The 19426-nt window shown below is 65.6% G+C and carries 19 protein-coding genes; 7 read left to right on the top strand and 12 right to left on the bottom strand.

What is annotated here, in order from left to right; translation table 11 throughout:
• Positions 1–123 precede the first annotated feature (123 nt).
• Together moaB and LC062_RS05595 are read left to right on the top strand one after the other, a co-directional pair.
• Positions 124–681: a molybdenum cofactor biosynthesis protein B gene (gene moaB / locus LC062_RS05600; RefSeq protein ID WP_224910044.1), complete on the top strand. Its 558-nt coding sequence runs from the start codon at positions 124–126 to the stop codon at positions 679–681.
• A gap of 120 nt (positions 682–801) precedes the next feature.
• Positions 802–1770, top strand: a complete 969-nt coding sequence (locus LC062_RS05595; RefSeq protein ID WP_224910043.1) for an MBL fold metallo-hydrolase — start codon at positions 802–804, stop codon at positions 1768–1770.
• A gap of 58 nt (positions 1771–1828) precedes the next feature.
• On the opposite strand, the gene LC062_RS05590 is transcribed toward LC062_RS05595, so the two are convergent.
• The gene (locus LC062_RS05590) at positions 1829–3316 is read right to left on the bottom strand and encodes a flavin-containing monooxygenase (protein ID WP_224910042.1); all 1488 of its coding nucleotides are present in this window, start codon (positions 3314–3316) and stop codon (positions 1829–1831) included.
• A gap of 172 nt (positions 3317–3488) precedes the next feature.
• The gene (locus tag LC062_RS05585) at positions 3489–3989 is read right to left on the bottom strand and encodes a cupin domain-containing protein (RefSeq protein WP_224910041.1); all 501 of its coding nucleotides are present in this window, start codon (positions 3987–3989) and stop codon (positions 3489–3491) included.
• A 329-nt stretch (positions 3990–4318) separates the two neighbouring features.
• Between LC062_RS05585 and LC062_RS05580 the strand changes: the two genes are divergently transcribed.
• The 3 genes from LC062_RS05580 (at position 4319) to LC062_RS05570 (ending at position 7316) form a co-directional block, all read left to right on the top strand.
• Positions 4319–5302, top strand: coding sequence for an AraC family transcriptional regulator (locus tag LC062_RS05580; protein WP_224910040.1), 984 nt, complete (start codon positions 4319–4321; stop codon positions 5300–5302).
• A gap of 119 nt (positions 5303–5421) precedes the next feature.
• Positions 5422–6537 (top strand): PA0069 family radical SAM protein, encoded by a 1116-nt coding sequence (locus LC062_RS05575; protein WP_224910039.1) that lies wholly within the window; start codon positions 5422–5424, stop codon positions 6535–6537.
• A 110-nt stretch (positions 6538–6647) separates the two neighbouring features.
• Positions 6648–7316 (top strand): ribonuclease HII, encoded by a 669-nt coding sequence (locus LC062_RS05570; RefSeq protein ID WP_224910038.1) that lies wholly within the window; start codon positions 6648–6650, stop codon positions 7314–7316.
• Between the two features lie 52 nt (positions 7317–7368).
• Here LC062_RS05570 and LC062_RS05565 read toward each other — a convergent pair whose 3' ends face one another.
• The 9 genes from LC062_RS05565 to LC062_RS05525 all read right to left on the bottom strand — a co-directional run bounded on the left by LC062_RS05565 (position 7369) and on the right by LC062_RS05525 (position 15634).
• Complete coding sequence (locus LC062_RS05565) at positions 7369–7824, bottom strand: acetyltransferase (protein WP_224910327.1); 456 nt, start codon at positions 7822–7824, stop codon at positions 7369–7371.
• A gap of 126 nt (positions 7825–7950) precedes the next feature.
• Entirely contained in the window at positions 7951–8430 is a 480-nt protein-coding gene (locus tag LC062_RS05560; RefSeq protein ID WP_224910037.1) for a F0F1 ATP synthase subunit B family protein, read from the bottom strand.
• A 10-nt stretch (positions 8431–8440) separates the two neighbouring features.
• Positions 8441–8992 (bottom strand): F0F1 ATP synthase subunit B, encoded by a 552-nt coding sequence (locus LC062_RS05555; RefSeq protein WP_224910036.1) that lies wholly within the window; start codon positions 8990–8992, stop codon positions 8441–8443.
• Positions 8993–9102: 110 nt separating this feature from the next.
• Positions 9103–9330, bottom strand: a complete 228-nt coding sequence (locus tag LC062_RS05550) for a F0F1 ATP synthase subunit C (protein ID WP_224910035.1) — start codon at positions 9328–9330, stop codon at positions 9103–9105.
• 76 nt (positions 9331–9406) lie between these two features.
• A complete protein-coding gene (locus LC062_RS05545; protein WP_224910034.1) occupies positions 9407–10165 on the bottom strand; it encodes a F0F1 ATP synthase subunit A in 759 nt (252 codons plus the stop codon).
• Positions 10166–10227: 62 nt separating this feature from the next.
• Positions 10228–10590: an AtpZ/AtpI family protein gene (locus LC062_RS05540; protein WP_404829687.1), complete on the bottom strand. Its 363-nt coding sequence runs from the start codon at positions 10588–10590 to the stop codon at positions 10228–10230.
• A gap of 212 nt (positions 10591–10802) precedes the next feature.
• Positions 10803–14264: an AAA family ATPase gene (locus tag LC062_RS05535; protein ID WP_224910033.1), complete on the bottom strand. Its 3462-nt coding sequence runs from the start codon at positions 14262–14264 to the stop codon at positions 10803–10805.
• 69 nt (positions 14265–14333) lie between these two features.
• On the bottom strand, positions 14334–14987 hold the full coding sequence (locus LC062_RS05530; RefSeq protein WP_224910032.1) for a DsbA family protein: 654 nt from the start codon (positions 14985–14987) through the stop codon (positions 14334–14336).
• 119 nt (positions 14988–15106) lie between these two features.
• The gene (locus LC062_RS05525) at positions 15107–15634 is read right to left on the bottom strand and encodes a DUF721 domain-containing protein (RefSeq protein ID WP_224910031.1); all 528 of its coding nucleotides are present in this window, start codon (positions 15632–15634) and stop codon (positions 15107–15109) included.
• Between the two features lie 219 nt (positions 15635–15853).
• Here LC062_RS05525 and mutY point away from each other — a divergent pair, with 219 nt between their 5' ends.
• Positions 15854–16918 (top strand): A/G-specific adenine glycosylase, encoded by a 1065-nt coding sequence (mutY, locus tag LC062_RS05520; protein WP_224910030.1) that lies wholly within the window; start codon positions 15854–15856, stop codon positions 16916–16918.
• A 191-nt stretch (positions 16919–17109) separates the two neighbouring features.
• Positions 17110–17658 carry a 2OG-Fe(II) oxygenase gene (locus LC062_RS05515; protein WP_224910029.1) on the top strand — a complete coding sequence of 183 codons (549 nt, stop codon included), beginning with the start codon at positions 17110–17112 and terminating at the stop codon, positions 17656–17658.
• 9 nt (positions 17659–17667) lie between these two features.
• On the opposite strand, the gene LC062_RS05510 is transcribed toward LC062_RS05515, so the two are convergent.
• Positions 17668–19176, bottom strand: coding sequence for an AMP nucleosidase (locus tag LC062_RS05510; protein WP_224910028.1), 1509 nt, complete (start codon positions 19174–19176; stop codon positions 17668–17670).
• Between the last annotated feature and the right edge of the window lie 250 nt (positions 19177–19426).

The raw sequence follows: 19426 nt of genomic DNA, 5'->3' as shown, positions 1-19426 counted from the left end.
CCTCTCGCAAGGCCGCGCTGTTTGGTCCGATGCGCCCATACTGGCGGAACCATCGCCGGACGCCTAGATTGTGACAAGCTTACCGGCGGAGGCTCCCGCCCGTCCAAGAGGAAACACCACACCATGCATCGCCTTGATGACAGCCGCCCGTTCATCCCGCTGCGCATCGCCGTGCTCACCGTCTCCGATACAAGAGTGCTGGAAGATGACCGCTCCGGCGACACGCTGGCCAAACGGTTGCAGGAAGCAGGGCACCATCTGGCCGACCGGGCGATTGCCACCGACGATGTGGAGGCGATCCGGCAGGTGGTCCAGCGCTGGATCGCCGCGCCCGATGTCGATGTGATCATCACCACCGGCGGCACCGGCTTCACCGGACGCGATGTCACCCCGGAGGCAATCGAGCCCTTGTTCGAAAAACGCATGGACGGGTTCTCCGAGGTCTTTCACCGGATCTCCTACGACAAGATCGGCACCTCGACCATCCAGTCACGCGCCACCGGCGGGGTGGCCAATGCCACCTACCTCTTCGTGCTGCCCGGCTCGCCGGGCGCCTGCAAGGATGCCTGGGACGGCATCCTCAAGTGGCAGCTCGACTACCGGCACATGCCCTGCAATTTCGTCGAGATCCTGCCGCGCCTCGATGAACACCTGAAACGCAGTAAGCTGCGCGAGGCCTGAGCCCGCGCAATATCGCGCCGTGCCTCATCACGGATGCGTGATCCGCGCTGTCCCGCTTGCCGTAAGACCATAAGTGTCAGCGCAACGACGCTCGCGACACACGCAAGGGAGGAACCTGGAATGAGCACAGCATCCCTATCACGCCGCCGCCTTTTGGCCGGCGCCGCCGGCCTTGGCCTCGCCGCCCCGGCCCTCATGTCGATGACCCCGCGCGCGAAAGCGGAAGCCCCGATGCTCGGAGCCGCCGCCCCCCGGTTCAACCGGTTCAAGCTCGGCGACTTCGAGGTCACCACCCTGCTCGACGCGGCAAGGGCGATGGATGGGCCGCATCCGATCTTCGGCACCGACCAGCAACCCGAGACGGTGGCGGAGCTTCTGGCCGCCAACCACCTGCCCTCAGACCGCATGGTCAATGGCTTCACCCCGGTGCTGGTCAATACCGGGCGCGAACTGGTGCTGTTCGACACCGGCCTTGGCGGCGACAACGGCACGTTGCCGGCTCAGCTTACTGCGGCCGGCTACAGTCCCGAACAGGTCGATGTGGTGGTCATCACCCACATGCATCCCGATCATATCGGCGGGCTGATGACCGGCGGTGCGCCGACCTATCCGAACGCGCGCTACGTGACCGGACAAGTGGAATACGACTTCTGGAGCGCCGAGGACCGGCTCAGCGGACCGACCGAGCGGGTAGCCAGGCTGGTGCAATCCAATGTCACGCCACTGGCGGAAAAGACGACCTTCATCGGCGACGAGACAGAGGTGCTGCCAGGCATTCTCGGCCTCGACACCGCCGGCCACACCCCCGGGCACATGTCCTTCCATATCGAGAGCGGCGGCAAGAAGCTGCTGATCTGGGGCGATGTCGCCAATCATTTCGTGGTGTCGATCCAGCGCCCGGATTGGCACGTGCGCTATGACATGGACAAGGACAAGGCGGCGGCGACCCGCAAGCGGCTGTTCGACATGATCGCCAGCAACAAACTCCCGGTCACCGGCTACCACATGCCCTTCCCCGCTCTTGGCTTCCTGGAGCCGACCGGCGAGGGCTACCGCTGGATGCCGGCGACCTATCAGTTCGCCCTTTAGGCAAAGCATCGCCCCCCGCCCGAAAACCTGCCCGGGCGGGGACGCGAACGGTATGACTTCAGCCGACCTGATAGCTCGGCACCGTTTCGAGGTATTTGCCGAAGGCATCGGCATTGGGCGGGGTGAACACCTCCGCCAGCGGATTGGCGCGGGAGGTTTTGCTGGCGCCCATATCCTTGATCAACTCATCGAGATGACGGAAGTGATAAGGCGCGGAACAGAGCCCGCCATAGACCTTGGCTGCCGGGCGCCGTGTCCGGCGCCACGTGAGATGGGCGTCGATCCACTGCCGCATCCGCTCCGGCGACGGCTGATTGGCCAATTGGCCATCCACATAGCGCACCAGCCATTCCGCTGCCATGTTGCTGGTCAAAACGGTGGCGAAGCTTGAGTTAAAGCCGACGAAGCCGAGGTCCGGCACCTCCGGATTGACGATCAGCCGGTAGAGCCGGTACTGGCCATCGCCGTCGATCAGCCGCGCGCGCACCTCCTCGGGCAGGAAGGGAATCCCCAGCTTCCAGCCGACCGCCTGCACCACCACATCCGCATCCAGGGTCTGGCCGCCGGTCAGCACCACCGACTTGCCCTCATAGTGATCGAAGGTGCCCTGATAGGCCTTGATCCGCCCCTGTTTGAGGAAATCGAAGAACCCTTCCGTGGCGATCGGCAGACCGCAGGAGATGGTGTCCTCGATCGGTTTTTCGGGGCGCATCCCCAGTTTCTTCAACCCGAACTGCGCGGTGAGCAGCGCTTCCAGTCCGCGCCAGTTGGCCCAGATCAAGGGCTTGGCCAGCGCGTGGCCGATCCGCCCAAGAGCGGTCATGCTCCAGCCCGGGAACATGCTTTCGGAGGCGCGGCAATAGAGGATCCGCTTGAAATTGACGAGACCGCCGAACTTGTAGGGAATGCGCCAGACCGGCTCCAGATAGACGATGGAGACCTCGCTCGCCCCTTCCCGGACCGCGTTGACGGCAACATCGGTGGCGGATTTGGAAAAGCCCAGAACCACCACCTTGCGCCCGCGCACGATCGACGCGTCGGTGTATTCGCAGGAGTGCATCACCTTGCCGCCGGCCGCCTCGAAGGCGTCCCGGCCCGGATGGGTGACCTCGTTCTTGTCGCTGAAGGTGCCGCTGGCAACGACGACGAAATCGAACTCCATCGCCTGCGCCGTGCCATCTTCGGCTTCCACCGCCAGCCGCCAGCCGCCATCGGGCCGGCGCTCCATTGCCGTCACCTTGTGGGAGAAGCGGATCAGCGGCATCAACCCGTTGTCCGCCGCATAGTCCCGCAGATACTCGTAGACCTGACGGCCGGAGGGCCATTCCGGGTAATCCGCCGGCATCGCCTTGCCGACATAGCGATAGAGATCCTTCGGGCTCTGTGTCTTGATCCCGGGATAGGAGCGGGAGGGTTCCCAGACGCCGCCCAGATCGTGGCTGCGTTCCAGAACGGTGACCTCATGTCCCCGGCTGTTGAAGGCATGCGCGGACGCAAGTCCGCTCACGCCGGCGCCGATGACGCAGACCTTCTTGCGCTTGACCATGTGTTTGTTCCACGGTTTCTCACGAGGAGCGCCGCGCCGGCTCCCTGGCCGCGGCCGCAACACGCCCCCCGTGGCAGATGGGGCTTTCAGGGCATGGGCGCACGGGGGCCTTCGCCGCCGGCATCCCGGCGGCGGCAGGCACCTGGCGATCACGCCCGTTGCTGGCTTGGTGTCAGCCCTTCAGCGTGAGCGGGTCGAACGCCATCTCTTCCGGACGCAGGAACTGCACCTCGCGCATGGCCGACTGGCGCACCACCTCTTCCGGGTCGCCGAGATTGTGCAGATTGTCGAACAGCTCACGCAGGCGGCGGGCCGGGCTGACCCAGAAGATGGCGCGGCAGGGCTTGTCGGTCAGATTGTAGTAACCATGGGGAATGCCCATCGGCATGCGCACCATATCGCCCGCATTTGCCTGATGATGCTGACCATCGAGATAAAGGTCGAACCGCCCTTCCAGCACATAGATGAATTCATCCTGGGTCGGATGGATATGCGGCGGCACGAAGGTGCCCGGCGGGTCCAGCGTCTCGAAGGCGAAGCAGCTCTCTCCTTCCGACTTCAGCCAGTAGGTGTGGCCGAGAATGCTCCACTCGACCTCGTCAATGCCGGTTCCGGCGCGGGTGATGCCCGGATCGGTGTTGACCTGAACCATGTTGGGGATGGATGTCTTCATCGTGTCTGTCTCCCTTACGGAACGCTGCAGGCGCGCCCCAAGTTCCTCTGGCACTCCGGTGTCCGCCTTGTCGGCGCGGGTCATTCCGAAGCGATATTTGATGTTTCAAGCAAACGCCTCCCCAGCGCCCGCGTCTATCCGCCTGGCGAAGCCGGTAGCCGCTAAACGAAGATTGGTTACAAAAATCCCGTAGTTTCCGGCATTTCGCAACGCAAACAGCCCCCTTGCACTGCAGCATGACGCACCCCGGCGATCGTGATAGCGTCGCCGCAACAGACCGGCCAACCAAGGACCGGCTTCCAGAGCGCTTGAACAGGTCACAACCAGTCATGGATGCAGGGCAGCCGCTTGCCAGCCATGTGAAGGTCGCCACCCAGGACGTTTCCCGAGCTGCGGAACAGGTCGGACGCATCTTCTGCGCCCACCGGCTCAGCCCGTTGGATCGCGGCGCCACCTTCTTCGCCACCCACAACAGCCTGCGCTTCGCGGGCGGGTCCATCAACTATGTCGCCTATGGCGGCGACGTGGAGATCGACCCGGGGTGCCTGGAACGCTTCTACCTGATCCAGGTGCCGATGCGCGGCGGCGCCGAGATCCGTTGCGGCACCGCCGCCAGCGATACGCTGCCGGCGCGGTCCGCCTCCGTGCTCTCGCCGACCCGCCCCTCGGTGATGCGTTGGCACCGCTCCTGCGGCCAGTTGATCCTGATGCTTGAACGGAGCCATCTGGAAGGCATGATGGCGACCTTCCTCGACGCACCGGTGGAGGAGATCGTGTTCGATCCGCTGCTGCGCCTCGACCAGGATCCGGGGCGAATCATCGCCGCGCAGATCGGCCATCTGGCGCGGATGGCGGAAAGCCCGGCAGCCCACCATCCGGCCTTGCTGCAGCAGGTGGCCGACAGCATCTGCAGCGCCCTGATCTGGGGCCACGAAAGCAATGTCCGCACGGGCCTGTTCGATCTGCCGGCCGGTGCGAGCGCCACGCCGACCCGGGTGAGCCGGGCCCTCGCCTTCATCGACGCGCATCTGGACGGCACCATCAACTATGCCGATCTCGCACGCCATTGTGGCTGCTCACTGCGCGCGCTGCAGATCGCCTTCAAGACCCACCGGAGCCAGACCCTGACCGAGGCCGTCCAGGAACGGCGGTTGGCGCTGTTGCGCGAGCGGCTGACCGCTGGCGGGCAAGGCCAGAGCATCACCGACCTCATTCATGCCGCCGGCTTCACCCATCTGGGACGCGCCGCCAGCGCCTATCGCGAGCGCTATGGCGAGCGGCCGAGCGACACCCTGCGGCGCAGCGCCGGGTAGGCCGCCCGCTCCCCGCTTTTGCGCGCTGCGACGACCACGCGCCGCCGACGCCCCTTCCCCAGCCCGATTGTTCCTGTTATGTTCTCATTTAGAACCGCAACAGGACACAAGGGCCGCCCATGCCCATCGCCGATATCCAGTCCCCGAATCAGTCGCCCCCTCCCCCGCCCGGTGACAGCCCGCGCGGCAAGGGACGGGGTGCCGGTCTCAACATGGCCGGCCGTTTCGAGCGCGAGAGCCAGGACGCCTTCGATGACGGCTGGGGCACGCTCGACACGCTGCCCGACCTGAAGACCGAAGTGCATGAGGAGCGGGCGCGCAGCATCATCACCCGCAACGCCTCGCCGGATATTTCCTTCGACCGCTCGGTCAATCCCTATCGCGGCTGTGAGCATGGCTGCGTCTATTGCTTTGCCCGCCCGAGCCATGCCTATGTCGGTCTGTCGCCGGGACTCGATTTCGAGACCCGTCTGACGGTCAAGCCGAACGCGCCGGAGCTTCTGGAACGGGAGCTTGGCAAGACCGGTTACCAACCGCGCTCCATCGCCATCGGCACCAACACCGACCCCTATCAGCCGATTGAGCGGCAGCACCAGGTGATGCGCGGCATTCTGGAGGTGCTGTCGCGCTGCAATCATCCTGTGGGCATCGTCACCAAGTCGGCGCTGATTTTGAGGGATCTCGACCTGCTTGCGCCCATGGCCGAACGCGGGCTGGTCAAGGTGGCCCTGTCGGTCACCACCCTCGACCGCAAGCTGGCGCGCACGCTGGAGCCGCGCGCCGCAACCCCCTCCCGCCGCCTCGATGCGCTGCGGGGCCTCAGCGAGGCGGGCATTCCCACCGCCGTGATGGTGGCGCCGGTGATCCCGGCCCTGACCGATTCGGAGATGGAACGCATTCTGGAGGCGGGCCAGGAGGCGGGCGCGAGCGCGGCGGGCTACATCCTGCTGCGGTTGCCGATCGAGGTCAGTCCGCTGTTTCGCGACTGGCTGTTGCGTCACCGACCGGACAGCTATCGTCATGTGATGAACCTGATCCGATCCATGCGCGGCGGCAAGGATTACGACGCCCAATGGAACAAGCGGATGCGCGGCGAAGGCCCCTATGCGGAGCAACTGGCCAAGCGCTTTGCCCTTGTCAGCAAGCGGCTCGGTCTCAACCGGCGCCGGCAGCCATTGCGCACCGACCTGTTCTCTCCGCCGCGCAGCGGCGGCGTGCAATTGGCCCTGTTCTGACAGATCGCACTCTTGGCAGATGCCGAGGCCTCGCCGGCACTCGGCGGAAAAGCGGGGATTGCCGGCGCGCGCCCCTTGCCCACCGGGCCGGCGAAGGCGAACCATGGGACATGGCAAACGACTTTCAGCTACGCCCGGTGCTGGCCCTCGATCTTCCCGGCGAGATCGATCCTCGCGCCGAGGCGCGGATCGCCCAATCCTTCGATGGCAGGCTGGCCGGGATCGACGAAGCGGGACGCGGTCCCTGGGCGGGGCCGGTGAGCGTCGCCGCCGTGATCCTCGATTATGACAATCTGCCGGAGGGCATTCGCGACTCCAAAACCCTGAACGAGGCCGGACGGGTCCGGGCGTTTGAGGCAATCCTGAAAACCGCCGAGGTCTCCATTGCCTTGGCCAGCCCCGAGAGCATCGACCGGCTCAACATCCGCGCCGCCACCCTTGGCGCCATGACCCGGGCCGCAACCGCCCTGCCGCGCGCGCCCCGGGCCTGCCTCATTGATGGGCGCGATGTGCCGCCGGACCTCGCCTTCCCCGGTCAATCAGCAATCAAGGGAGACGGACGGCTGCTCTGTGTCGCTGCCGCCTCCATCGTCGCCAAGGTCACCCGTGACCGGCTGATGACGCGCATGGACGCGGTTTGGCCCGGCTATGGCTTTGCGCGACACAAGGGCTATGGCACGGCCGCCCATTCAGCCGCGCTTGGAAAACTCGGCCCCTGCCCGCTGCACCGCCGCAGCTTCCGGCCGATCCGCGCCGTCCTCGGCCTTGATCAGGATTGAAAGCCGCCAGCTTGCGGCTCATCGGAAGACCGCAGGTGCCTGCGGCGCACTCCTAGCCGGCCTTTTGGCCCGTACCCGCATGGCGCAGATGGATCAGCGGATAAGACCGCCCTTGCCCGTCCCGCTCGGAGCGTCCGATGGGCTCGAAGCCCATGCGCCGATAGAAGCCGACCGCTTGAAGGTTCTGCTCGTTCACATCGGTCGAAAGGTCCGGTTCGCGCTTCAGGGCCTCCGCGACGAGCTGACGGCCGACGCCCTTGCCGCGATGGTCGGGATCGATGAACAGCGCCTCCATGTGGCCGCCGTCGAGCAGCATGAAGCCAACCGGCCTTCCGTTGGCATCAATGGCAAGATCCAGCGGCGCGTCAGGCAGGAAACCACGCACCTCGCTTTCAATGTCCCGTCGATCTTGCGGCGACAGAAAGCCGTGTGTGGCATCGACGGAACGCCGCCAGATCTCGACGACGGAAGGCCCATCGGCGGGGCGCGATTTTCGGAACGTGATCATGGGGATGGAATAGCCCGACGCCACACTGGCCGGCAAGAACGGGTAGCGCTTCGCTTGCACCCACCATAAAAAAACGGCCCCGCGTGAGCGGAGCCGTCTTTCAAATGCAATGGACCAAGTTCCGGATCAGTTGAGCCGATCCTTGACCTCGCCGATGCTCTTGGTCAGAAGCTCGTCGCTGACCTTGCCAGCCACCTTCTTGCCAAGGATGTCGGTTGCGGCCGCCACTGCGATTTCCGCAGCCCGGGCACGCACCTCGGCGACCGCCTGGCCTTCGGCCTGCTCGATCTTGCGTTCGGCAGCGGCCGTGCGGCGGGCGATCATCTCTTCGAGCGCCTCATTGGCCTCGACCGTCAGACGCTCGGCTTCGAGCTTGGCCTCGGCAATGATGCCCTCGGCTTCGACTTCGGCTTCCTGACGCTTGCGCTGATAGTCGGCGAGCAGCGACTGGGCTTCCTCGCGCAGCTTGCGAGCGTCATCCAGCTCCTGACGAATGCCGTCGGCGCGCTTGTCCAGCGCACCGGTGATCATCGCCGGAACCTTCATGTACGTGATAAGGCCGAGAAAGAGAACGAGCCCGATCAGGCTCCATGCTGTCGCATCCATCAGCCTATCCTCACTTCATTGCCGAATCGACGGCCTTGGTCAGTTCCGCCTTGGTCGGCGCCTTGCCGATCAGGGTCTCGACCAGTGCAGTCGTCGTGTCGGTCGCGATCTCGCCCACATTGGCAAGCGCCGTGGTCTTGAGCTCCGCGATGTGCTTCTCCGCATCCGCCAGCTTGTCAGCCAGACCGGCTTCGGCTGCGGTGCGGCGCGCCTCGACATCGGCCTTCAGCTTGGCCCGCGTGTCATGGGCAATCTTGTGTGCATTGCCGCGTGCTTCGGCCAGTGCCTGCTCGTAAGCGGCAATGGCAGCATCGCTTTCCTGCTTCAGCCGGTTGGCTTCTGCCAGATCGCCGGCGATCCGGTCGCGGCGGTCTTCGAGAATTCCGCTGATGCGCGGCAGGGCGACCTTGCTCATGATCCAGTAGAGAAGGCCGAAGGTAATCGCCAACCACAGGATCTGCGAGGCAAAGGTTCCACCGTCGAACGGAGGAAAGGTGCCAGGGCTGTGCGCGTCGGCGGGAACTTCCGTTCCGGTATGGGTTTCAGCGCTTGTCGTGGCCATGATGGTCTCCAATGACGCTCCGGTTTCGGCATCGCCGTCGTCGCGATGCGATGACCGGGCGGAGGAGGTCCGCCCGGTCGGAATCCGCGTCGCTGACGCCGTCTACGAAATCAGACGGCGAAGAGCAGGAGAAGAGCGACGAGAAGCGAGAAAATGCCGAGCGCCTCGGTCACGGCGAAGCCGAAGATCAGGCGGCCGAACTGGCCATCGGCAGCGGACGGGTTGCGCAGGGCGCCCGAGAGGAAGTTGCCGAAAATGCTGCCGAGACCGACGGCGGCGCCGCCCATGCCGAGACAGGCGATACCGGCACCGATGTACTTTGCTGCTTCAGCTTCCATGACACTTGCTCCTTGAGTAGAGATTGCAGCGACGTTGTCAGCTTCGCGTTATTGCGAAGCCGAACCCAAATGACCCTTAGTGGCTCGGATGCAGCGCATCGTTGAGATACATGCAGGTCAAAACCGTGAAAACATAGGCCTGAAGGAAGGCCACCAGGAACTCCAGACCCGTCAGGGCCACCGCCATGACCAGCGGCAGGATCGCCGTGACCGGCCCCATCACGCCGAGCCCGTCGGCTGCGATGAGCGACACCACGAAGCCAGCGAACACCTTCAGGGTGATATGGCCGGCCAGCATGTTGGCGAACAGACGAACGGAGAGGCTCACCGGACGCGAGAGGAAGGAAATCACCTCGATCAGCGTCACCAGCGGAACCAGCGCACCCGGAACACCATCGGGCACGAACAGCTTGAGGAACTTCATGCCGTGCTTGGCGAAGCCGTAAAGCACAACCGTACCGATCACCAGCATCGCCAGGGCGAAGGTCACGATCAGATGGCTGGTCACGGTGAAGAAGTACGGGAACATGCCGATCAGGTTGGCGATCAGCACGAACATGAACAGCGAGAAGACAAGCGGGAAGAACCGCATTCCCTCGTTGCCCGCCGAACTTCGCAAGGTACTGGCCACGAATTCGTAGCTCATCTCGGCCATCGACTGCCAGCGCGTCGGCACGAGACCGCGGCCGCTGGTCGACATGATCAGGAAAAGCGACACCACGGCGGTGGTCGCGACCATGAACAGGGCCGAATTCGTGAAGGAAAGATCGAGGCCACCCATTTCGATCGGCACGATCTTGGTGATCTGGAACTGATGGATCGGGTCGTTCGCCACCGGGTCAGCCCCTCTTTAGCGGTCGCGTGGAGGCGCGAAGAGCGCCGTGAAATGGTTCAAAACTATCCGTCGCGCGACTTGTCGAACGGCTCAGCCACAAGACCGGCAGACCGAAGGACATTCAGCACGCCCGCAAGGAAACCCAACAGCAGGAACACGATCAAGCCCCAAGGACCCGTTCCGAAGCCGCTGTCGATCACCCAACCGATGGCCGCTCCAACCAGAATGCCAGCGACGAATTCCGTCGACAGCTTCATGGCCTGAACATAGCCATGCGCACCGCTCGAAGAGGCATCCGGCCCCGGCTCTTCCGGCTTCGGATTCTTTTCTTCAAGCGCACGCACCAGCCGGTCCATCCGCTCGGACAGTTCAGCTTCCACCGGCTTGTCGCTCTTGCGCCCCGAATCATCGTCGCTAGGAGGCATATCGTTCTTATCCCCGCGCGATCGACGCTTGCTGGATCGCTTCACGCAAACCCCTGAAAGCCGGGCGCACCATAGTCGGCACCCCCTGCCCTGTCAAGGACACAGCGAAACAAGGCAAGTACCTGTTTTTATTCATTTATCCATTGCCATCAACAGTCTGGCGAACCGCCCGACGCTTTTGGGCGCGAGCTGTTGCCGCAATGCACGGAAGCCTAACCCGCCTCCAGGAAGCGTTCCGCGGTATCCAGATCGACGGAGACCAGCTGCGACACGCCGCGTTCGGCCATGGTCACGCCGAACAGCCGCTTCATCCGGGCCATGGTGATCGGGTTGTGGGTAATCACCACAAAGCGGGTTTCCGTGCTGCGCGCCATCTCGTCCAAGAGATCGCAGTAGCGCTCCACATTGGCATCGTCGAGCGGCGCATCCACCTCATCCAGCACGCAAATCGGCGCCGGATTGGTCAGGAACACGGCAAAGATCAACGCCATCGCGGTCAGCGCCTGCTCACCGCCGGACAGAAGCGTCATGGTCTGCGGCTTCTTGCCCGGCGGCCGGGCGATGATCTCCAGCCCCGCATCGAGCGGGTCTTCCGCATCGACCAGTTGCAGTTCGGCGGTGCCGCCGCCGAACAGATGGGTAAACAGGCGCTGGAACTGGCTGTTGACGGTGTCGAAGGCGGCGAGCAGACGCTCTCGCGCCTCGCGGTTGATGTTGGAAATCGCCGTACGCAGCCGCCGGATCGCCTCGATCAGATCGTCGCGCTCGCTGGTCAACGTGCTGCGCTGGCTGTCGATTTCCGCCAGCTCCTCCTCGGCCCTGAGGTTGACGCCGCCCAGCCGTTCCCGCTCCGCCTTCAGCCGCTCCACCCGGCGTTCCACCGGCTCGGCCTGCGGCAAGGGGGCCCCTTCCTTGAGGCCGGCAAGGCCCGGCAGCGCGGCAACGGCGACCTCCAGCACCTCGTCGATTCGCTCTTCGGTTTCGCTCTTGCGGCCACGGGCCGCCTCGACACGCTCCTCAGCACGAATCTTGCGCTCGCGCACCTGCGAAAAGTGAGACAGGGCCGCATGGGCCGCCGCATCGGCCTCGCGCTGCGCCGCTTCCGCCGCGAGCAGGGCATCGTCGGCGGCCTTGCGCGCCTCTTCCGCCTTGGCGATTCCGTCCAGCAGATCGCGCCGGCGTGCATCGATGTCATCGGGCGCCTGCAGCAAGGTCTCCCGCTCCTCCGCCGCCGTTTCCATGCGCTCGCGCAGCACCCCGATCTGCTGCTCGGCGCCGGAAGCCCGCTGGACCCAGCTGGCCCGTTCGCGGGCGATGGCATCCAGCCGGCGCTGGCGCATCTGCTGCTCCCGGGCGAAGCCATCGACCGCCGCGCGCTCGCGCGAAACCGCCGCGCGTGCCTCCGCCGCCTCGGCCCGGGCGAGGTCGACCCGGCGCTCCAGCCCGTCGTCGTCGGCCAGATCCTCCAGCAGCGCCTGCGCCTCGTCGACCGCCGCGTCGGCCTCCTCCCGGTCCTGGGCAAGCCGCGCCAGCGTCTCTTCCAGCCCGGATTTCCGGGCGAGGGTTTCGGAAATCGCCCGCTCGACCCGGGCAACATCCTGCCGCCCGGCCTCAACGCGCATCCGCAGATCGCGCAGCCGCTGGCGCGCCGCCTGCTCGTCCTCTCCGGCCCGCCGCACAGTCTCGCCCGCCTCGGCGAACACCCGCCGGACCTCATCCAGCGCATCGGCGGTGGCGATCCTCTCGTCCTCGACAACCGCCAGCCGGTTCTTACGCTCCAGCCGCTGCGCGGCCGCGCTCGGCGCATCGGCGGAAACGGTGAACCCGTCCCAGCGCCAGATCGCCCCATCCCGGCTGACAAGCCGTTGGCCCGGTTTCAGCTCGCCTTGCAGCCGCGCGCCATCCGCCGCATCGACCACACCGATCTGCGCCAACCGGCGCGACAGGGCCGCCGGTGCAGACACCTCTCCGGCAAGGGGGATGGCGCCAGCCGGCAATTGCGGATCCGCCGCGCCATCGCCGGGCGATGCGCTCCAGCGCATCGGCGCCTCACCGCCCACCGGCGCATCCAGATCCTCGCCCAGCGCCGCGCCGAGCGCGGTTTCATACCCCGGCGCCACGCTCATCTCGTCGACCACCGCCGTCCAGTCGCCGGAGCTGCCCGCCTCGATGATCTCGGTCAGCATGCGCGCTTCGGTGTCCAGCCGGGAGACCAGCCCCTCGGCCTCGCCGAGCGGTCCGCGCGCTGCCTCCAGCCGGGCACGGGCGGTCTCGACCGCCTCTTCGGCCAGCATGGCCGCCTCTTCGCCGACGGCAAGCTCCTCCTCCGACGCCTCCAGGCTCGCTTGCAGGGTTTCCAGATCGCCGGCAGCTGTGAGTTGCTCATCCAGCGCGGCAATCTGCGCGGCGGCGGTCTCATGCTGCTGGCCGATCCGCTCGGCGCGGGCGCGCGCATCCTGCACCGCCTGGGTGAACTGGCGACGCCGTGCGGCGGTGCCCACCTGCTCCCCGGTCAGGGTCTCAAGCCGCTCCTCGGCGGTGGCAAGCACCGCTTCCGCCGCCTCGACCTTCTCGCCAGCCAGCGCGGCCTGTTCCTCATCGGCCAGCGCCTCGGCGCGCAGCTCTTCCTCTTCTTCCACCAGCGCGGCAAGCTGTTCGCCGTTCTCCGCGATCAGGGCTTCCTCGCGGCCGATGTCCTGTTGAAGTTGCTGCAACCGCGCGGACAGCTCCGACAGCCGTTCGCGGGCGCGCCGTTCCTCGCCGTCCAGCTCGTTGCGGGCGATCAGGAGGCGCTGCAGCGCCGCCCCGGCACTGGCCGCGCCATCGCGGGCCTCGGGCACCTTGTAGGCGGCGATCGCCTGGGCCTTCGCCGTCTCGGCCTGGGCCGCGGTTGCCTCGGCAACCTCGGCCTCGGCTGCGGCATGCTCCTGTTCGGCGGCGGCGAGCTGGTCGCGGCAGTCAAGCCAGCGCAGGTAATAGAGCGTCGCCTCGGCGGCGCGGATTTCCGCCGACAGATTGCGGAACCGGCTTGCCTGCCGGGCCTGACGCTTCAAGCCATCGAGCTGGCCCTCGATCTGCACCAGCACATCTTCCAGACGATCGAGATTCTGTTCCGCCGCCCGCAGACGCAGCTCCGCCTCATGCCGGCGCGAATGCAACCCGGAAATGCCCGCCGCCTCTTCCAGGATCTGCCGGCGGGAGGTCGGCTTGGCGGCGATCAGCTCGCCGATCTGCCCCTGGCGCACCAGCGCGGGCGAGCGGGCGCCGGTCGAGGCATCGGCGAACAGGAGCTGCACGTCGCGGGCGCGCACATCCCGGGCATTGATCTTGTAGTTGGAGCCGGATTCGCGCTCGATCCGCCGGGTCACTTCCAGAAGATCGGTATCGTTGAACCCGGTCGGCGCCGTGCGGTCGGCATTGTCGAGGAACAGCGTCACCTCGGCGGTGTTGCGCGCCGGACGGTTGAGGCTGCCGGAAAAGATCACGTCGTCCATGCCGGACGCGCGCATGTTCTTGTAGGAGTTTTCCCCCATCACCCAGCGCAGCGCCTCGACGAGGTTCGACTTGCCGCAGCCGTTCGGACCGACCACCCCGGTCAGCCCGTCGGAGATGATGAACTCCATCGGCTCGACGAAGGACTTGAAGCCCAGAATGCGAAGCTTGGTGAATTTCATTGCCGCCACGCCGCCCCATGGCGCAAGAAGACGCGCGGCACAGCCGTCCTGCCGCGCGCCCTCGTCATCTCAGAGAAGCTTGCCGATGGCCGTGTCCAGCTGCTCAATGCTCTGCGCCCCACTCTCCTTCTTCCCGTTGAAGAAGAAGGTCGGCGTGGAGGATACGCCAAATTCCTGCGCGGCACGATCCTTGATGCCATTGATCCCGTCGAGCAGGGTCTGGTCCTTCAGGCAAGCATCGAAGCTTTCCTGCGTGAAGCCGATCTGCTTGGCGAAGTTCAGCAGCGAATTGTAAGGGTTGTCCGTGAAGGCCCAGGCCCGCTGATCCTCGAACAGAAGATCGACCACATCGAAATACTTCCCCTCCGGCGCGCAGCGGGCAAGCATGAACGCGGCGGCGGCGACCGGATCGAGCGGAAATTCGCGGAAGACGTACCGCACCTTGCCCGTGTCGATGTATTCCTTCTTCAGATGCGGGAAGGCATCCTTGTGGAAGTTGGCGCAATGACCGCAGGTCATCGAGGCATATTCCACCACCGTCACCGGCGCATCCTCGGCGCCAAGCGCATTTTCCGGCAGCGCGCCGGGCTTCATCAGCTCGGCCACGTCCACGGTCTCAGCCAGCGCCGACAGCGGGAAGGCGCCAAGCCCGATGGCAAGCGCGCCGATGCCGGTGCGGGTGACGAATTGTCTGCGATCCAAAGTCACGTGCGGGTTCCCCATAGAATGTGGCCGTTGATCTTCACTTGTGGTGTTTATCGCCTTTGACAAGCCCGTCAACCGGACAGGGAAAATGTGGCGGCAATGGGGGATGGCGGACCACGCGCGCCCGGCCCGCCCGGTTATCCCTGGCTGGAGCGGGCAATCACCGCCCGACCGAGCTTTTCCAGGGCCTCGCCAAGGCGCGAGCCCTTCAGCGGCGCGAGCCTGTCGGCAAGACGCCCCTCCTCCGCCTCGGTCAGCGCCCGCAGCTTCGGCGGGGCGTGCGAGCGCGGCGGCGTCACCGGGCGCTGCAGGATCCGGATGCGGCCAACGGCGGCCCAGCCGAAGAAGCCGTTGATGCGCTCGATCACCTGCGGCATGTCATGGGTCAGGAGCAGGGCGGTCGCCCCATCCGTCTGCACCACCAGCGTCGCCGGTTTGGGCTCAGCGTCCGGCGTGTCGGCGCCGCGCGGCCAGTCGAGCCGGATCGGCTGCACCCGTCCGGCATAGCGCTCGCCGACGATATCCGGCCAGTCGGCCACCAGATCGGCGGCGGCGAACCCCCGCTTGAGGCAGGCCCGCTCCAGCGAGGCGCCGATCAGATCGCCCAGCGGTCTGGCGCGGGTCACCCGCCGTGGGCCGCGTTGACGGCCGCCAACATTAGCCATGCCCGAACGCTCCTGTTTCCGTCCTGTTCGCAGCGAATCACTCATGTCTTTTTTTGAGGCCGCAATTGCGGTGTTTTCGCGACAGAACCCCGCCCACGCAAGCCCTTGTCCCCATTTGCCACCGCTGGCGTATGCCCCTTGCGGGAAAGGCGCGGGAAAACGCTGCCGCCGAGCACCGCGCGCTCTTGCATTCGCGCCGCCTTGGCCGATCCTGTCCCCATGACAGCTCAAGCCAGCCCCACCGATCTTCTCGCCTGGTACGACCGCCACGCCCGCACCCTGCCCTGGCGGGTCTCGCCTGCCGACAAGCGGGCGGGAGTCCAGCCCGATCCCTATCGCGTCTGGCTGTCGGAAATCATGCTGCAACAGACCACCGTGCAGGCGGTAAAACCCTATTTCGAGGCGTTCCTGGACCGTTGGCCGACGGTAAAGGCGCTGGCCGCCGCCGATGAGGCGGAGGTGATGAAGGCCTGGGCCGGGCTTGGCTATTATTCACGGGCGCGCAATCTGAAGGCCTGCGCCGAAAAGGTCGCGTCCGAGCACCAGGGCCAGTTTCCCGCCGATGAAGCGGGTTTGCGCGCCCTGCCGGGCATCGGTCCCTATACCGCAGCGGCCATCGCCGCCATCGCCTTTGATCGGCCGGCGGCCGTCGTCGATGGCAATGTGGAGCGGGTGATCAGCCGCCTTCATGCCATCGAAACGCCGCTGCCGGCGTCCAAGCCCGACATCCGCGCGCGCACCGAGGATCTGGTGCCGACAGATCGTCCCGGCGATTTCGCCCAGGCGATGATGGATCTGGGCGCAAGCCTTTGCAGCCCGCGCAAGCCGGCCTGCGCGCTTTGCCCGTGGACGGGCGCCTGCGCGGGCCAGCGCCTGGGGATCGCCGAAACCCTGCCGCGCAAGGCGCCGAAGCTTGCCAAGCCGACCCGGCGCGGCATGGCCTTCATTGCCTTGCGCGAGGGAGACGGCGCCGTGCTGCTGCGCCGCCGCCCGCCGAAGGGCTTGCTTGGCGGCATGAGCGAACCGCCGACCACGCCCTTCACTGAAGACGCGGCGACGGACGATCTGACATTGGCTCCCTTCGATCTCGACTGGCGACGGATGCCGGCTGACGTGCGCCACACCTTCACCCATTTCCATCTGGAACTGGCGGTCTGGCGGGCGAGAGCCCCGGCCGACCTTGCCCTTGCCGACGGCTCTTGGTGGTCTGCGCCGGAGGCGTTGGCCGGCGAAGCCCTGCCAACGGTGATGAAAAAGGCGGTCGCGACGGCTCGCGGCGCCTAGCGTCCAGACCCAACGACTACCGCCGAAAATCGACACCGGTTGCAGCGTCCAACATTTTTCCACCCTGCGTGGCAAGCATGAGGAACAACCTCCCCTACCGAGAGGGAAGGCAAGTCTATCGATTTCAGTTGCCTTGTTTTTCTTTCTGGCGCATGACACGCTCCCTTATGCCGTTGTGGAGACTTCGGCCCGTGTTCATTCATGCTGTTCCTGCACTCTTCTCCGCTGCGGAAGCTGCGGAGGTCATTCGCCTCGCCGCCGATGTTCAGGCAAGCTCCGGCGGGCTCGTCGGCGGTTTGCACAATCACAACATCCGCCGCGCCGACATCGCCTGGCTCGACGATACCGGCTCCGCCGCCTGGGTGATGGAGCGCATCGTCTCGGGCGTGGCGCGTGCCAACCGTGATGTCTTCGACTTCGACATCAGCGATTTTCGCGAACGGCTCCAGGTCGCTGCCTATGACGAAAGCGTCGCCGGTCACTACGACTGGCATTCGGACATCGGCGACGGCCCGATCGCACGCTGGCGCAAGCTGACCATCGTCGTGCAACTGAGCGACCCTGAGAGCTATCGCGGCGGCGAACTGGAGATCAATCCCGGCGGTGCGACCGTCACGGCGGCCCGCGGCGTCGGCGATGCAACGCTCTTTGCCTCCTTCATGCTGCACCGGGTCGCGCCAGTGACCCATGGCACCCGCCATTCGCTCACCTGCTGGTGCCACGGGCCGGCATTCCGCTAAAGGTCGCCTTTACTGGAATGCGGTCTCGGCGAAGCTGCGCAGTTTGCGCGAATGCAGCCGTTCGCGCGGCATCGCCCTCAGCTTTTCCATGCTGAGGATGCCGATCCGAAGGTGTTGCGCCACCTGCCGCTTGTAGAACTCGGTCGCCATGCCCGGCAGCTTCAACTCTCCGTGCAGCGGCTTGTCGGAAACGCAGAGCAGCGTTCCGTAAGGCACGCGGAAGCGGAAGCCATTGGCGGCGATGGTGGCCGATTCCATATCGAGCGCAATCGCCCGCGACTGGGAGAACCGCTGCACCGGCTCCCGGTGATCGCGCAGTTCCCAGTTGCGGTTGTCGATCGAGGCGACCGTGCCGGTGCGCATCACCCGCTTCAGTTCATAGCCGGCATAGCCGGTGACCTCCTCCACCGCCTTTTCCAACGCCACCTGAATTTCCGCCAGAGGCGGGATCGGCACCCAGGCCGGCAGGTCGGCATCGAGCACATGGTCCTCACGCACATAGCCATGGGCCAGCACATAATCGCCCAGTTGCTGGCTGTTGCGCAGGCCCGCGCAGTGGCCCAGCATCAGCCAGGCATGGGGCCGCAGCACCGCCACATGATCGGTGATGGTCTTGGCGTTGGATGGCCCGACACCGATGTTGATCATGGTGATGCCGGACTGGTCCGCCCGTGCCAGGTGATAAGCCGGCATCTGCGGCAGCCGCGCCGGCCGCTCGCCTTCCGCCGGCCCCGCCTCCCCGGCATGGGTGATAACGTTGCCCGGCTCGACAAAACGGCAATAGCCGCTCTCCGGGTCGGCGAGCAGGTCCCTCGCCAACCGGCAGAACTCATCCATGTAGAACTGGTAGTTGGTGAGGATCACGTAGTTCTGGAAATGCTCGGCGGCGGTGGCGGTGTAGTGCTGCAGCCGGTGCAGCGAATAGTCGACGCGCGGCGCGGTGAAGGGCGCCAGCGGGCGCGGCGTCCCCGCCGGCGCCTCGAAGGTGCCGTTGACGATGGCGTCATCCAGCACCGACAGGTCCGGCAGGTCAAACACATCGGCCAAGGGCCGTTGCAGGGTGTCGGCGACGCCCTCTACATGGGTGCCGTCGTAGAAGGCGAAATGCAGCGGGATCGGCAGATCGCCGACGCCGACCTCAACGGACACGTCGTGATTGCGGATCAACAGTTCGATCTGCTCGTGCAGATAGTCGGTGAACAGATCCGGCCGGGTGATCGAGGTCGAATGCACCCCCGGACCGGAGACAAAGCCATAGGCCAGCCGGCTGTCGAGCCGGGCATGGGTGGCCGTTTCCAGCCGGACCTCCGGATAGCAGGCACGCACCCGCCCCTCCGGCAGCTCACCATTGACGAAGCGCTGGAAGGCCTCGCGCAGGAAAGCGGTGTTTTCCTCGAACAGCTTGCGCAGATGGGCCACGGCGAGATCCGCGTCGCGGAACGACAGATGCGGCCGGTGAGGCGGCGTGAATTCGGTGATTGGTCCCTCGTCGATCCGGCTCTCTGCTACACCTGTCATGCACTCACCTTTCCTGGCTTTTCTCTGGTCCTTGTCGCGTCTCGTCCACCAGCCTCGTCGCACGAATGGGCGACATGGTGACCATTCACCTGCAGTTTGAAATTTTTTTCAAGCCGCGAGACGTTTTTTATCGAACCGGCCTGCGAGCGAGCGCCCGGCGAAGACCGTTAACACTTGTGCGCGGCAGGTCTTGCAATTCGCAACTGTGCGCCTCGGCCGGCTGAGAAAAGTCGATGGGGCACAGCCCGTT

The organism is Stappia indica (assembly GCF_020177335.1).
Taxonomy (GTDB): domain Bacteria; phylum Pseudomonadota; class Alphaproteobacteria; order Rhizobiales; family Stappiaceae; genus Stappia; species Stappia indica_B.
The sequence above is the reverse complement of the archived record's forward strand: the minus strand, read 5'-3'. Positions and strand labels throughout refer to the sequence as shown.

Bases quoted from the DNA above. Each gene is read 5' to 3' on its own strand.
- LC062_RS05555 (WP_224910036.1), bottom strand. From the start codon at position 8,992: ATGGCCACGACAAGCGCTGAAACCCATACCGGAACGGAAGTTCCCGCC.
- LC062_RS05525 (WP_224910031.1), bottom strand. From the start codon at position 15,634: ATGGCTAATGTTGGCGGCCGTCAACGCGGCCCACGGCGGGTGACCCGC.
- LC062_RS05535 (WP_224910033.1), bottom strand. From the start codon at position 14,264: ATGAAATTCACCAAGCTTCGCATTCTGGGCTTCAAGTCCTTCGTCGAG.
- LC062_RS05565 (WP_224910327.1), bottom strand. From the start codon at position 7,824: ATGATCACGTTCCGAAAATCGCGCCCCGCCGATGGGCCTTCCGTCGTC.
- LC062_RS05570 (WP_224910038.1), top strand. From the start codon at position 6,648: ATGGCAAACGACTTTCAGCTACGCCCGGTGCTGGCCCTCGATCTTCCC.
- LC062_RS05585 (WP_224910041.1), bottom strand. From the start codon at position 3,989: ATGAAGACATCCATCCCCAACATGGTTCAGGTCAACACCGATCCGGGC.
- mutY (WP_224910030.1), top strand. From the start codon at position 15,854: ATGACAGCTCAAGCCAGCCCCACCGATCTTCTCGCCTGGTACGACCGC.
- moaB (WP_224910044.1), top strand. From the start codon at position 124: ATGCATCGCCTTGATGACAGCCGCCCGTTCATCCCGCTGCGCATCGCC.
- LC062_RS05580 (WP_224910040.1), top strand. From the start codon at position 4,319: ATGGATGCAGGGCAGCCGCTTGCCAGCCATGTGAAGGTCGCCACCCAG.
- LC062_RS05510 (WP_224910028.1), bottom strand. From the start codon at position 19,176: ATGACAGGTGTAGCAGAGAGCCGGATCGACGAGGGACCAATCACCGAA.
- LC062_RS05540 (WP_404829687.1), bottom strand. From the start codon at position 10,590: ATGCCTCCTAGCGACGATGATTCGGGGCGCAAGAGCGACAAGCCGGTG.
- LC062_RS05530 (WP_224910032.1), bottom strand. From the start codon at position 14,987: ATGGGGAACCCGCACGTGACTTTGGATCGCAGACAATTCGTCACCCGC.
- LC062_RS05560 (WP_224910037.1), bottom strand. From the start codon at position 8,430: ATGGATGCGACAGCATGGAGCCTGATCGGGCTCGTTCTCTTTCTCGGC.
- LC062_RS05575 (WP_224910039.1), top strand. From the start codon at position 5,422: ATGCCCATCGCCGATATCCAGTCCCCGAATCAGTCGCCCCCTCCCCCG.
- LC062_RS05590 (WP_224910042.1), bottom strand. From the start codon at position 3,316: ATGGTCAAGCGCAAGAAGGTCTGCGTCATCGGCGCCGGCGTGAGCGGA.
- LC062_RS05595 (WP_224910043.1), top strand. From the start codon at position 802: ATGAGCACAGCATCCCTATCACGCCGCCGCCTTTTGGCCGGCGCCGCC.
- LC062_RS05550 (WP_224910035.1), bottom strand. From the start codon at position 9,330: ATGGAAGCTGAAGCAGCAAAGTACATCGGTGCCGGTATCGCCTGTCTC.